Annotated in this window: 20 protein-coding genes and 1 pseudogene; 7 read left to right on the plus strand and 14 right to left on the minus strand. The window is 64.4% G+C overall.

Annotation, left to right across the window (positions count from 1 at the left end):
- Positions 1-22: 22 nt before the first annotated feature.
- From K7W41_RS19080 to K7W41_RS19095, 4 genes are all read right to left on the minus strand, one after another.
- Positions 23-469, minus strand: coding sequence for a putative periplasmic lipoprotein (locus K7W41_RS19080; protein ID WP_224611850.1), 447 nt, complete (start codon positions 467-469; stop codon positions 23-25).
- Positions 466-2,508 carry an alpha/beta hydrolase family protein gene (locus tag K7W41_RS19085; RefSeq protein WP_224611851.1) on the minus strand — a complete coding sequence of 681 codons (2,043 nt, stop codon included), beginning with the start codon at positions 2,506-2,508 and terminating at the stop codon, positions 466-468. The genes K7W41_RS19080 and K7W41_RS19085 overlap by 4 nt, the downstream gene beginning before the upstream one ends.
- A gap of 228 nt (positions 2,509-2,736) precedes the next feature.
- Entirely contained in the window at positions 2,737-3,063 is a 327-nt protein-coding gene (locus tag K7W41_RS19090) for an HU family DNA-binding protein (protein ID WP_224611852.1), read from the minus strand.
- 168 nt (positions 3,064-3,231) lie between these two features.
- On the minus strand, positions 3,232-3,921 hold the full coding sequence (locus tag K7W41_RS19095; protein WP_224611853.1) for a hypothetical protein: 690 nt from the start codon (positions 3,919-3,921) through the stop codon (positions 3,232-3,234).
- A gap of 146 nt (positions 3,922-4,067) precedes the next feature.
- Here K7W41_RS19095 and K7W41_RS19100 point away from each other — a divergent pair, with 146 nt between their 5' ends.
- Positions 4,068-4,283 carry a hypothetical protein gene (locus K7W41_RS19100; protein WP_224611854.1) on the plus strand — a complete coding sequence of 72 codons (216 nt, stop codon included), beginning with the start codon at positions 4,068-4,070 and terminating at the stop codon, positions 4,281-4,283.
- Positions 4,276-4,833, plus strand: coding sequence for a hypothetical protein (locus K7W41_RS19105; protein ID WP_224611855.1), 558 nt, complete (start codon positions 4,276-4,278; stop codon positions 4,831-4,833). Before K7W41_RS19100 ends, K7W41_RS19105 begins: the two co-directional genes overlap by 8 nt.
- A gap of 3 nt (positions 4,834-4,836) precedes the next feature.
- Here K7W41_RS19105 and K7W41_RS19110 read toward each other — a convergent pair whose 3' ends face one another.
- From K7W41_RS19110 to K7W41_RS23595, 4 genes are all read right to left on the minus strand, one after another.
- The gene (locus K7W41_RS19110) at positions 4,837-5,043 is read right to left on the minus strand and encodes a hypothetical protein (protein ID WP_224611856.1); all 207 of its coding nucleotides are present in this window, start codon (positions 5,041-5,043) and stop codon (positions 4,837-4,839) included.
- Positions 5,044-5,060: 17 nt separating this feature from the next.
- Positions 5,061-5,198 carry a hypothetical protein gene (locus K7W41_RS19115; RefSeq protein ID WP_224611857.1) on the minus strand — a complete coding sequence of 46 codons (138 nt, stop codon included), beginning with the start codon at positions 5,196-5,198 and terminating at the stop codon, positions 5,061-5,063.
- Between the two features lie 48 nt (positions 5,199-5,246).
- Complete coding sequence (locus tag K7W41_RS19120) at positions 5,247-5,411, minus strand: hypothetical protein (protein ID WP_224611858.1); 165 nt, start codon at positions 5,409-5,411, stop codon at positions 5,247-5,249.
- 79 nt (positions 5,412-5,490) lie between these two features.
- Positions 5,491-5,625 carry a hypothetical protein gene (locus tag K7W41_RS23595; RefSeq protein WP_263489971.1) on the minus strand — a complete coding sequence of 45 codons (135 nt, stop codon included), beginning with the start codon at positions 5,623-5,625 and terminating at the stop codon, positions 5,491-5,493.
- 103 nt (positions 5,626-5,728) lie between these two features.
- On the opposite strand from K7W41_RS23595, the gene K7W41_RS19125 reads away from it, so the two are divergent.
- Genes K7W41_RS19125 through K7W41_RS19135 form a run of 3 tightly spaced genes read left to right on the plus strand, consistent with a single transcriptional unit; the run spans position 5,729 to position 6,472 of the window.
- On the plus strand, positions 5,729-5,944 hold the full coding sequence (locus K7W41_RS19125; RefSeq protein WP_224611859.1) for a hypothetical protein: 216 nt from the start codon (positions 5,729-5,731) through the stop codon (positions 5,942-5,944).
- Positions 5,934-6,152 carry a hypothetical protein gene (locus K7W41_RS19130; protein WP_224611860.1) on the plus strand — a complete coding sequence of 73 codons (219 nt, stop codon included), beginning with the start codon at positions 5,934-5,936 and terminating at the stop codon, positions 6,150-6,152. The genes K7W41_RS19125 and K7W41_RS19130 overlap by 11 nt, the downstream gene beginning before the upstream one ends.
- Complete coding sequence (locus K7W41_RS19135; protein WP_224611861.1) at positions 6,107-6,472, plus strand: hypothetical protein; 366 nt, start codon at positions 6,107-6,109, stop codon at positions 6,470-6,472. The genes K7W41_RS19130 and K7W41_RS19135 overlap by 46 nt, the downstream gene beginning before the upstream one ends.
- A gap of 3 nt (positions 6,473-6,475) precedes the next feature.
- Here K7W41_RS19135 and K7W41_RS19140 read toward each other — a convergent pair whose 3' ends face one another.
- From K7W41_RS19140 to K7W41_RS19160, 5 genes are all read right to left on the minus strand, one after another.
- Positions 6,476-7,054 (minus strand): hypothetical protein, encoded by a 579-nt coding sequence (locus tag K7W41_RS19140; RefSeq protein ID WP_224611862.1) that lies wholly within the window; start codon positions 7,052-7,054, stop codon positions 6,476-6,478.
- 189 nt (positions 7,055-7,243) lie between these two features.
- Positions 7,244-7,750, minus strand: coding sequence for a hypothetical protein (locus K7W41_RS19145; protein WP_224611863.1), 507 nt, complete (start codon positions 7,748-7,750; stop codon positions 7,244-7,246).
- A 53-nt stretch (positions 7,751-7,803) separates the two neighbouring features.
- On the minus strand, positions 7,804-8,751 hold the full coding sequence (locus K7W41_RS19150; protein ID WP_224611864.1) for a hypothetical protein: 948 nt from the start codon (positions 8,749-8,751) through the stop codon (positions 7,804-7,806).
- 95 nt (positions 8,752-8,846) lie between these two features.
- On the minus strand, positions 8,847-9,914 hold the full coding sequence (locus tag K7W41_RS19155) for a hypothetical protein (RefSeq protein ID WP_224611865.1): 1,068 nt from the start codon (positions 9,912-9,914) through the stop codon (positions 8,847-8,849).
- Entirely contained in the window at positions 9,914-10,156 is a 243-nt protein-coding gene (locus K7W41_RS19160) for a hypothetical protein (RefSeq protein WP_224611866.1), read from the minus strand. Before K7W41_RS19160 ends, K7W41_RS19155 begins: the two co-directional genes overlap by 1 nt.
- A 206-nt stretch (positions 10,157-10,362) precedes the next feature.
- Between K7W41_RS19160 and K7W41_RS23600 the strand changes: the two genes are divergently transcribed.
- Both K7W41_RS23600 and nucS read left to right on the plus strand, forming a co-directional pair.
- Positions 10,363-10,494, plus strand: coding sequence for a hypothetical protein (locus K7W41_RS23600; protein WP_263489972.1), 132 nt, complete (start codon positions 10,363-10,365; stop codon positions 10,492-10,494).
- 47 nt (positions 10,495-10,541) lie between these two features.
- Positions 10,542-11,312, plus strand: coding sequence for an endonuclease NucS (nucS, locus tag K7W41_RS19165; RefSeq protein WP_224611867.1), 771 nt, complete (start codon positions 10,542-10,544; stop codon positions 11,310-11,312).
- 62 nt (positions 11,313-11,374) lie between these two features.
- Here nucS and K7W41_RS19170 read toward each other — a convergent pair.
- Positions 11,375-11,880: pseudogene (locus tag K7W41_RS19170) on the minus strand (hypothetical protein); the annotation flags it as partial.

Here is an 11,880-nt window from a genome sequence, read left to right on the forward strand (position 1 = left end):
CCAGGCGCAGCAGGATGTGACTTTACTTGCCCCCGGCGTCGGAGAGCGAGACGGTCACTTTTGACTGGTACCCTGCTTTTCGATCGGCGGCGTACTTTTCACCCGAATCCCTGGTCAGCGGCTCCACCGAGAACGCAAGAGCGGTCTGATTCTTTTTCAGCACCGTCGACCAGGCACCGAAGTCCAACCGCAGGCTGCGCTGCGGCTCAAAGCCGGCCTTGACCAGGGCCTGGGCGACGGCCTTCGCGGTGTCTTCGCTGGGCACACGCGAGAGGTAGCATCCACCGTTCAGATGCAGCTGGGCATACTCTGATGCGCAGCGATTTTCGACCAAAACGGTGTCAAACTGCCCTAACACGCTCTCAATATCCGACATGATTTGTGCTTCTGTCATCGTTGCATCCTTTGCTCTTGGCGTGCAGCCGGAGAGCAGGCCCACCACCATGAGAGCGGCCAGGAGCACTTTCATCCTCTTACGCTCGTCCAAATGGCTTTGAGGCGCGTGAACTTGCGGTTGACCAAGTCTTCAGGGGATACCTGGATTTGCAGTTCTTGAACAGGAACTTGCACGGAGGTCGGCAGCTTCATGGCCATGTCCTTGGCCATGTTGCGGTCCTTCTCGGTAACCTTCAGGGTGATCGGTGCATAGGTCTTGTCCTGCAAGCCCATCATCTTTAGCGCGGCCGTCACGAATGCCTGATACGACGCGCTGCCCTTGGCCAGGGTGGTGAGGTGCTCCAGCAAGGTATTGGCGGGCAGCTCCTGGGTCAGCACGTCATGGAAGCTCAGTGGCGTCTTCTTCACCAGCGTGGCTGCCTTCTGCAGCAGCAGGAGGTTATCCCGCCCGCCCTCCGTCACCAGGCGTGGATCATTCGCGGTGCTGTAGCTGCCGCCATACACCACCCGCGCGTCCATGCGCTTCTCGGCAGGGCGCGTTCCGCCGTCCTTGAGGGTCTTGACCGTATTCTCGTCCTGAATCCCCGCTGCCTTGAGCACCCCGAGCGCCGGGTTTTTCGTGTTCAAACCCTGCAGGTACGTGTTGAGCAGGGGAATGTTGTGCCCGTTGGCGACGTGGTCCATCATGCTACTGGCATAGGGTTTGTTCGAGCCCTGCGGTTTCCACTGCGGGTCGAAGTAGTGGATCTGCCCCGGAATGGCCGCGTCCCCTGAGGTCGGCACGACGTCCCCATCCGCCCGGTAATGCCGGGCCGTGATCGCCAGCGCCGGGTTCAGCTGGTTGTACTTGAGCAGCCGGTCGATGTCCTTTTGATCAATGTTGGCACCCTGAAACGTCACCACTGTGCGGGTGAGCGGGGCATACATTGTGGCCGCCAGCTGCGCCAGCCCGCCGCCCAGGGAGTGACCCACCATCAACAGCGGGCCGTGGGCGCGGGCCTTGTTCAGCTGGTGATCGATGACCTCTTTGTTCTGCATGATCTGGTAGTACCCGATGCTGCCCGGCGCGAAGTCACCGATTTTGGTGTCGACCGTACCCGGCTTGTTGCTGTCCAGATTGAACGCCACGCCTTCCGTACCGCGCCAGGTCACAATGACGTCTTTGTACTTCGCCTTGCCGGGAATGGGCGTGAGAATGCGCATCTCGAGGCCCCATTTGCCCACCACCACGTCCTGGGCCTGATACCCGAAGTAGGCCAGGAGCGCAGCAAACTGGCCGCCCCGGCGCAGATCCTGATGATCCGCCTCGCCATCGGGCGCCTTGCCTTCCAGGGCGTCCCCCGACGCGTTCTCGTACGCCATGCCGATGGCCACGTTTTCCAGAAAGGCGTCATACGTCAGCTGTTTCTCGTTGATAGGCGGCGGCAGCAGGGCCAGCAACTTCTGGCGCACATTGGCGTCGCGGATCATCTCGCCCAGCGTGGTGTAGAGGGACCGCCCCGTCTGCTGCTGGTAGGCCGCCAGCACCTGCGGCAACTGCCCGCTGGCCTTGGCCGCGCGCAACTCGTCCATCAAAGCTTCAATCAGCTTGGGATCGGTGATGACGTCGTACCGGTCCACTTCCATGTTGCCGAACGGCACAGCACCACGCACCGCATTCAGAAGCTTGCCCACCGGACCTGGAATGCTGATGACCGGCTTCCCCAATTGCCGCGTGGTGCCTTGCAGAAGGTTAGGGATCAGGTTGTCGGTTTTTGCCAGATTGTCGACCAGTTGATTGCCGACCAGCCACGCACTGCGGTCGTGCCCGTCAATGAGCGCGTCGATCATGCCGGCCTGCTGGGCTGCGTTCATTCTCATGCCGGCGCGGGACGCGTCCAGGGCGGTGAGCTGCGCCCTGAAGTCCTGCATCAGGGTGCGCTTGGTCACCAGGCGGTAGGCCTTGTCCAGGGGGCCGTAGCCGACTTTGGTGGTCAGGACCACCACGACCGCCTGCAGGTCCATCGCGGGGTTCAGGCCCAGCTGGTTGCGCAGGCCCTCGTCCAGCTGTTGGATGCCCAGGCCGATCCTGGGGGCGCTGCGAATGGTGTTCAGGGCCTGGGCGGCGGGCACGGCCAGGGGGGAGGCCGGCGCTGCAGGGGCAGCGGGCTTCGCCGGGGTGGCCTGGGTGGGGGAGGCAGGGGCCGTCTGGGCTTGCGGGCGGCGTTCCTGGGGGGCAGTGGTCATGGCATCTCCTGCCGAGCAGCGTACCGGACGCCGGGTCAGCCGGCGAGCAGATTTGACGCGAATGAAGAAAGCCGCGCCTGGGCACCAGGACGCGGCCTTTTGCTGGGGTGCGGGTTAGAGCTTGCCTTTCAGGTCGGTGGCCATCTTGTAGCTGACCTTCTTGCCGGCGGGGATCTGGATCTTCTCGCTGGTGCCCGGCTTCACGCCGGTGCGGGCGGCGGTGGCCTTCACGCTGAAGGTGCCGAAGCCGGGCAGGCCCACGCTACGGCCCTGCTGCAGCGCGCCCGTGATGACGTCGAGGGTGGCACTGACCGCTTCCTCGCTCTGCTTCCGGGTGAGGCCGGTGAGGTCAGCCACCCGGTCAACCAGTTGGGTCTTGCCGAGCTTATCGGACGCGGTGGCAGAGGTGGCGGGCTTGGTGGTCTTGGCGCTTTTCGTCATGGCCGCATGGTGGAACCCGTGCCGGTGCGGGTGCAACCCCAAATGCGCAGAGTTGCGCAATTGGGATGGAGGCCGCCTGGGGCGCGCCCAGGCCCTAACATGGGGCATGACCCGGAATTCTGCCGTGCAGGCGAAGGAAAACGCGCCCCTAAAGACCTGCTGGGTATCTCAGCCCTTAGGCTGCAACTGCTTGTGGAGGTCGCGCCAGGGCGGCGTGTCATGTCCTTCCAGAGGAGTTTCGTAGTCTTTGAGAGGTACCAAAACCTTACGCCACGTTCGAGGCTCTTCAGAACGGAAGTAGAGCGCCTCAGGCACAACAGCAAAGAGCTTCGTGTGAACTTGATCGCCCGTCGCTGAATACTGATAAGTCACTCGAATATATCGGCGCTCCCACTGACTATCAAGCTGCTGCTGATATTCCTCGATCGAGACTTCATAGGGGACTTGAGGATCTTCAGGGTCGAAAGGTTCGTAGATTCCTTGCAGAACAAAATCATCTTTTTCGGCTGGACCCAAAACCACGCGCTCGCCAATGCTCATGCTTTTGAGACGCAGAGCCAGCACTTCATAGCGCACTTCTCTTACATAAAGAGGCAATTTGCTGAGATTGACAAGATGGATTTTGTCTTGAAATTCATCCAAATCAACGGCAAGGTTATGGCGGGATTCAAGTCCAAGAATTTCGGTTGTCAACGCGATTTGCTCATCCGCTTTACCGATGCTGAGCCATGTGACCACGAGGAGGATAGCGGCCACTAAGCCTTGCAGCATGCCAGCCCTTGCCGATGCCGTGGCGGGATCTGTCGCCTGGAACAACCAGTAGCTGGCGATGAGCGCCGCCAGGACAAGAAGGATCACAACGATCAGGTGAGAGGGTCGCACCGGTCTGCGCATTGCTCAACCTTAGGGCAAACGCCCATGCGATTCACCACTGCTTCACCTCGGGTTCAACAGATTGAAGTGCCGGACCCGAACGCGCTGGCACCGCACGCTACCCTCTCCCCATGACGATGATCACCGTGACCCACGTGGAGACCGGCGAGGTCGTGCGCCAGCTCGGGCCCTATCCGGACGCGCGCGCGGCTCGGGTGGCGGCCGGGGAGACGGCGGGCCAGCCCTTGACCTGGCAGCGGGATCTGGAGACGTGGCGGGCGGAGAAGTACCCCCTGGCTTACCACGTCGCGGCTGACGTCGCTGATGAGGAAATCTCCCATGGCTGACAGTGCCGCTTGGGTGGGGGCCGCCATCGCGGCTGCAGCCGCCGTCGCCGGATTCTTATCCTGGCAACAGACGCGAAGATCAGCAGACGCTGACACCGCGATGGTGAAACTGGAAAAAGACCGTGACGAACGTGCCCGCCGAGCGGAAGCGCACGCCAATTCGTTGAGAATCGACTTCACCTTTCCCGATGCCCACCGGGTGTTCCTGCGGAATCTCAGCCCGTACAGAATTGATGTTCTGGAACTCAAGGTTCAGTCCGACGAACTCGAACCGCTGTACCGGGAAAGCCAGGGGGACCCGGAGGTTTGGCAGGGGGCTCGCGTCATTGATCCTGGGGCGGCGGGCTGCTTTCTCGATGGCAACAGCGCAGGCTTCGCTGGTGACGCCTTTCCAGTCGGTTTAAGCTCGCCTGTGCACGCCAGGATCAAGTGGCGGGGTGACGTTTACGAACTGACCACGGTGTTAGAGCGCCACGAGGCCAGCTTCGTCAGCAACCACACTCAAGTCACCCGGAATGGCATGCTCATTTCCCGCCCAGATGACCTCTGATCCTCACTTCTTCAACCACGTCTGCAGATCGTTCCAGCCGCCGGTGCCGTAGCCGTCCGGCACGTCCCCGTGTAGCTGGCGCCACTGCCACGTGCCGCCCTCGCGGGTCATGGTGGCCAGGGCGCCCGATCCTCTCGGGGCGTGATACAGGGTGCGCTCCGAGGTGGTCTGCGGATCGGAGGGGAGGGGGCGGCCGGGCTGGAACGTCACGCCCCGCAGGGTACTGCTCAGCAGCCCAGGCAGGCGCCCTGCAGGACGATGAGGCCACACTTCCAGCACGGGTCCTGGGCGACGCCCGGAGCGCCGAAGGCCAGAACCACCATGAGGACGCCGATCAGGGAACGCAGGGGGAGGACGCGGGTCATACCTGGAAGTGTAGGACCAACGTCCTGCCGTTGCTGGCGCATGTGCGTTCAGTGCGTCTGGAAGTCGTTGGCGGGGCTCATGTCATCCGGTACAGGCTCCAGCGCCGGCGTGGGCAACGTCTGCTCCCCGGGCCCTTGCTGTCCCTCGGGCGTGGCCAGCGCCTCGAGCAGCCATTGCACCTGGAGGTCGTTCGCGTCCTGATGTTTCCCCATCCTGACTCCACCATGACAGGTGCGAGCGGGCGATGCCGCCACACCTGACGCATGGCAGCGCGTCACCTCGCCTGAGGGTTCAGCAGGGCGGGCAGGGCTCAAACAGCGGCACCCGGCACTCTGCGCAGGGGTCCTGCGCTACGCCAATGGTGCCGATGGCCAGCACTAGGGCCAGGAGGGCGGCAACCGTGCGGCTGGGCAGGACGCGAGGCATGAGGGGAGTGTAGCCTGCGCCTGTGCAACCACGGTCCACACTTGAGACGGTCAAACACCAGGTCCAGGACCAGTTCCGGCGGTGGGAGGAGGCTGGGCGGCCCGTGAAGGCACGGTCCCTGCGCGTGGTGTGGACCGAGACCCATCAAGGCAACCAGATCAAGACGCACCAGTGCATTGAGGTTGACCTTGAGGTGCCGCTGGAGATCTGGCGCGCCGATGCCTATGACGATCTGCTGGACACCCTGGACACGTTTGAGACCGACGAGGTTCTCGTGATCACCCATGTGTATCCGCACGCCGGCGCCCTTGCCGGGTAATGCGATGAGCGGCGAGCTGGAGGTGATCGAGGTGCTGGAGATCTCTGGTGGGCTGGCCAGCGTGCGCCTGCCGGACACCAGCATCGAGGTGTGGCCCCTGGGGCTCCTGCCCGTCGGCGTGGAGGTGGGGGATCACGTGGGCGTATCGGTCGATGACGGAACGTGGACGACGGTGCTCCTGCCCCGGCCTGCGGGGCTGCTCGCCTGATGGACGAGGTGTGGTGGGACTGGCCCCGGGATGATGTCCGGACAACCCCCCTGCTGCCCCTGGCGCCGATGGAGCGGCAGGTGCTGCACGCCGTGCTGCGCCGGTACGCTGCCGAGCACATGGACGAGACGGTGGACGCCCTGCGGGCCAGCTTGAATGAAGGCTATCTGGACCCGGACGACCGCCGGGTGCTGTACGGCATGACGAAGACCCGGTTGAAGGAGCTGGCGGAGGTTGGCCGCCCCTTACCGGGCAATCTCGTGCTCGTGTACAGGCGCCTCAAGCCTCAGGCTGCTCGTTCCAGAGGGCTGCAGGCCTGAGGCTCAGTTGCCGTCTGTCTCAGGCTGGAGGGAAGAGTCTGCCTGTGAACCATTCAAGCGGGCCCACTCCAGCGCAGCCGCTACACGCACATGCTCAGCCACCGGGGTGAACCGACGGCTGCGCTGGGCATTGTTGGTGTCCGGGCGGTGCCGCTGTGGGTCATAAGGGGGGCGCGGCAGACCAAGGTCCACAACATGCTGGGCGGCGTCTCGGGCTGCAATGGCCTGTCCAAGCTCCAGGGCACTTACCCGGGCCATTTCCGCCTCCAAGGCCTGCACTTGCTCAGGGGTGACCGCAAGGCGATGGTGACCCAGTTGCAGGTAGCCTGCAAACTGGGCGGGCAGATTAGCCCATGTATCCAGCCGTTCTCCTCGGCGCACTAAGGTGATGCATGTGCCATGGCCGCGATCAGTGAGCAATCTCCCATTTGTGCGAACATAGAACGCCAACGCGCCGATATGCTCCGCCATGCGCGGACTGAGGTAGCGAATCTCCTGCACGCCCGCCTCTATGAGGCCGCGTCTGGGGTGGTGCCAGTGCAGCGCCGGGGCATGCATGGTGGTGTCGCGCTCAGCGGTCATTCGGCGTCAAGCTAGCCCCTGGTGCACGGGTGGGGCAAGCTGAAGCGTGGCCACCGCCATTGGGGGCATGCTAAACCCCCGCTTTGGCGGGGGCGTCTGGAGCCAGCGACGTCCTCTGCTTATGCCATCAACTTGAGCAGGGCCCATTCGCGAACGGTCACGCCTTTGGCTTTTGCTTCGGCCTCCAGGCTACTCAAACACGATGGTCATAAGCTCACGGGCCGGCGCCTGCACCCGCATAGGCGCCCCCGCCTCGTTCTCCCCATTGATGATCAGATCCGGGCTCTCCGGGCTGGGGCTACCCACCTCGTACAGGTAATTGCGGAAATACACCGCCGAGCCATCGCGCAGCACCACCTTGATGCGCCGCGCCGGGCGCTCCGGGTTGGTCAGTGCCGCGTCCCAGCGCTCGCCCTTCTGAACACGCCGGGCATTGATCCCCGCCTGTACAGCCTCGATCCAGGCCGTCTTGTCCGCCTTGCCATCCAGGTACTGATCGATCAGGGTGCGCAGCAGGGGTGAGACCTTCACACCCTGCTTCTCCAGCGCGGCCAGTTGGCGGGTGAACAGCACTACAGTCGCCTTTTTAGACGCTTCCGGCAGCCCTTCGCGATGGGCCGCCAGGGCGCGGGCCTCCTCAGTCGTGCGGACCTGATGGGGCTTGATGGGGTCGGTATTGGGGTTGGGATTGGGCATGCTATCCTCCAGAGGTGAGTCCCCCGCCCCCTCCAGGGCGGGGGGCAGTGGTTTTAGTGGCAAGGGCGGCGCTGGGTCGTGGTGGTGCCGTCAGGCAGTGCCCAGAGGATAAATTCGCTGAGGCTACTGTCCGGAATGCTGTCATCCTCGCCCAGCCAAGACGACAGCATCTGGCGCTCGCCCGTCTTGCGGGCCCTCTCGAACACTGCCTCCCGCTGGGCGGTCTCCAGCGCCTCTTCCGCCGCTTCCCGCGCCGCCCGGGCTGCCACCCGGCTCGCCGACAACGCCTTCAGGGCGTCCCAGGCCTCCTGGGTGATCGGTCCCGCCTGCGGGGCCAGCGCGGCCACTTCCGCATCGAGGTGGGGCAGCAGGAGCAGCGGCAGGGGATGCCGGGCTTCCGCGTACCACGGGTCCACCCGGCGGCCCAGCCACGCCTGGTCTGCTGCCTGTTCCTGAGGCGTCATCTCGTACGCGTAGCCCAGGCTGTACACGCTGTCCGAGTCGCCGAGTTCGTTGCCCATCAGCCAGGGCACGCCCCGGGCCTGCAGGCGCTCGCGGTGCACGGCCAGTCGGGCGTGGGCCTCTGCCGTGCGCTGCGCGTCTGCTGCCTGCTGCTGGGCACGCAGGGCGGCTACGGCCTGGCCCAGGGGTAGGTCGGCCACGCGGGCCATCTCGGCTTCGAGGCGGCGCTGCTGCTCGGCGGTAAGCGGTACCCGGGTCTGGTCCAGTTCGAGGTAGGCGCTGAATTCGTCCGGCAGGTTATGCCACCACGCGAATTGATCACCGCGACGCAGCAGGCTGGCCAGCGTGTTGTACCCCGGGCTGGTCAGCAGCTCGCCGCCCAAGCGGATGTAGTAGGCCAGTCCGCCCACGAGGTGGGCGTTCTGCCCTTGGTAACGGTACTCCTGCACGCCCAGTTCGAGCGGGCGGCCGTCGGCCTGTCGGCTGGGGCGGGTCACGACGGGGGGGTGGAAGGTGGTGATGCGGTCTGGGGTGGTCATGGCAGCTCCAGGTGGGGGGCAGTGGATTGGTGTGAGTCCCCCTCACCTGGCTTCAGCGTAAACCCTATTCGCCGCTTTTGCAATACTTAGCGGGATTATGACCCAGATCCAGATGGATCGGTCAGCCTGATCACCACAGCGGGGCGTTCCTCCTCCAACCGATCAGCACGCACCACGAGCCCCGGCTCCCACCGGACCTCTGGGGTCTGTTTGCCCTTGCCAGTCCAGACGACGGTCCAGCGCGGGTTGCGCCAGTGCGTGGGCATTTCGCGCCGCGCGCCCTCGCTGTTGGACGCCTGGGCACCGTCCCGGGCCCGCCGCATGGCCTGGGCCGTCGCCCGGCCGAGGACCCAACGCTGCACGCCCTTCGCGGTACCGTGCTGGGCCCGGCGTTGCTGCTGGGCCGTGGCGCGCGCGGGCCGGGCAGTCCCGTCGTACTCCGCCGCCCGGCTGCACAGGTATAGCAGCAGGCTCAGCACGCCCGACCACAGGGCCTGCTCGTCGTGCAGGGCGCCCTGAATCAGGGTGCGCGCCGCGTCCACCTCAGCGCCGCCGAAGTCAGCTCCACTCTCCAGATTCTTCAGGGCGCGCACCCTGACGCCCTCCAAGGCCTCGTCCAAGGTGCCACTCAGGCCAAGGCTGAAGGTCAGTCCCAGGGCCGCAAAGGTCGGGGGCAACGGGACGTCCAACAGCAGCCGCAGGGACACCTCGCCGTCGGGGCGCCGGTCAAGGGCAGTCACCACCCCAACCAGAGGCCGGCCCATGTACGTGGTACCTGGAGGCAGAACCAGGTAGGGCGCGAACTCGGGCAGCTGGCGCAGGACCTCGCCGGGAATCTGGCCGCGCAGGGGCGTGCCCCAGAGGGCAGCCAGTAGTTCGGGGGCGAATTCGTACACGCCCCGCCCTAGGCGCCAGGCCCCCAGCAGGGTCAGTACACCAGCGTCGGCCAGCAGCTGGGGGCGGGAGGTGGGTGTTTCCGCTTTGCCCTGCTGGTCCCAACCGTGGCGCACGGCGGCCACCCCAGCGTCCAGTGGCACGTAGAGCCATTCCGGGACCTCGTGGGCGGCCCGCCAGGTGTACAGGTCGCGCCAGGCGTTGGGATAACACTGGCCTGCACGTTGCACCAGGGCGTGAAGACGGTCGGCGGTTGCGTCGCGGTTCATCAGCGGTGTTCCTGCACGGCATCGAGCCCGGCCAGCAGCAGGCGCATCAGCTCACGGCTTTGTTGCTGCGTGCTTTTGCCTGCCATGTGAGCGTCGATGCGCGCCCAGTCCTCGGGCTGGCCCATCACGCGGGGTCGGCGCCCGGCACCGCGTGGACCACCCTTGCGCCGGGCGGCGAGTGCGCGGGCCTCCTCGGTCGTGGCGACCTGATGAGGCTTGAGGTGTTCGGCAGTCCTGGGCATAGTTTCATTCTAGACTTTCGCCGCTATTTGGTCAACTTAGCGCCTCTAAACTATTGACACACCAGCCTGAAACAGCTATACTTTCCTTGTCCTTAGGGACGCGGTGCATGACAAACCGGGAACAGAGGGACGACCGTTCGTAGGCGCAAAAATCAGCGCCCGGAGCGGGAACTCCGGGCGCTGAAATCCAACTTGGAGGTAATCTCGTGGCCAACTACCGCAAGAATACCAAAAAGAAGCCCCGTAAGCCACTGACACCCACAGAAATTGCCGTGATCATCACGGCAACCAGTGGGTTCCTCGGTAGCATCGCGGCGCTGATTAACGCCCTGAAATAAGCCCTCTCGCTTCCCGGTGTGTCCGCACCGAGCAGTCCCACCCCACCATGCTGCGCGACCAACTCCTGACCCCCACTCCTGCCGACCTTACCGTTTTCCTGAATCGGCACCTGCGCACGCGCGATTGCCTCGTGCAAGTCGCCGGCCTCGCGGAAGTCGTCTACCACGGCCGCGCTGCCAGCACGGCCGACGTCGGCGCCTACCTGCTGCTCATCAAGCCGGACGGCAGCGTGCAGGTGCACGCCCCGAAAGGCGTGAAGCCCATGAACTGGCAGCCGAAGACGGACGAGATCACTGCATTTGTGGAGGATGATCGGTGCGTACTGGCGGCCGCGCGGCGCAGCCCACAGGAGTTGGTGCGCGTGATCTGGCTGGAGCCCCAGGTGGCGCAGGCGCTGGAGATCAGCGAGCGCGGTGGGTTCATGCTTTCAGGTTCGGAGAAGCAGCTGCAGGAATTGCTCGCGCGTCAGCCGGAGCTGATTGAGCCAGGCCTGCGGGTCCTGAGCCGGGAGCTGCCCGTCTCGTCTGGGGGCATTGACCTGTATGCGCAGGATGCCCAGGGCCGGTACGTCGTGGTGGAACTCAAGCGTGGGAAAGCCACGCAGGACGCGGTCTCGCAGCTGGCCCGGTACGTGCGGTCGGTGGAGGACATGCTGCTGCGCACGCGGCAGACCGTGGAGGTGCGTGGCATTCTGGCGGCGCCAGAGATCACGGCCCCTGCTCGCCTGGAGCTGGAGGCCCGCAATCTGGAGTTTGTGGTGGTGCAGGTGCCACAGTCCTCAGCGGTTCCATCAATACCGGATTCCCTCTTTGATTGAGGGGCGTGCGTCATCTCGCTCGTCGTGCTTCGCGCTGCCCTGCTCTTGCTCACGCGCAGCACTCAAGGGAGGTGGAGCACGCCCCTCTGAAAGAGCAGCACCAGCAGCAGCACAGGCACCAGCAGCCATATCACCCAGACAGCAACGATGAGCCAGTCCACCTGACGACTGGGTGGAGAGGGCTCAATGGAAGGTGCAGCAGGCTTTGAGGTGGGGGGTGCTGATGGACGCGTGACAGTCGGCATCGGAGAACGGGGCGGAGCTGGCACGGAGACAGGAGAAGATGGTGCAGGGCGAGGTTCAGATTGGGGAGGGAGTGGTGGCCTTGGCTGCTCTCGCTGAACGGGTTTGACCTGGATTGCTTCTTCCACGCTTAGCTTGGCCTCGGCCAGCCTCACGAACTCCTCGTACGTGTGACACTTGCCCCAGCCGTGAACCTCTTTGCCTTTAGACATTTTTCGAATTTCAAAGACGACGTCGTCGCCTAAATCGACGAAGCGAGGAAAATTGCAGAACAAGGCCGTCAATCGTGCTTGCTTCCACCGAAACGTGAAGTGCGAGCCTTTGT

The sequence above is a fragment of the Deinococcus multiflagellatus genome (assembly GCF_020166415.1).
GTDB classification, from domain to species: Bacteria; Deinococcota; Deinococci; order Deinococcales; family Deinococcaceae; genus Deinococcus; species Deinococcus multiflagellatus.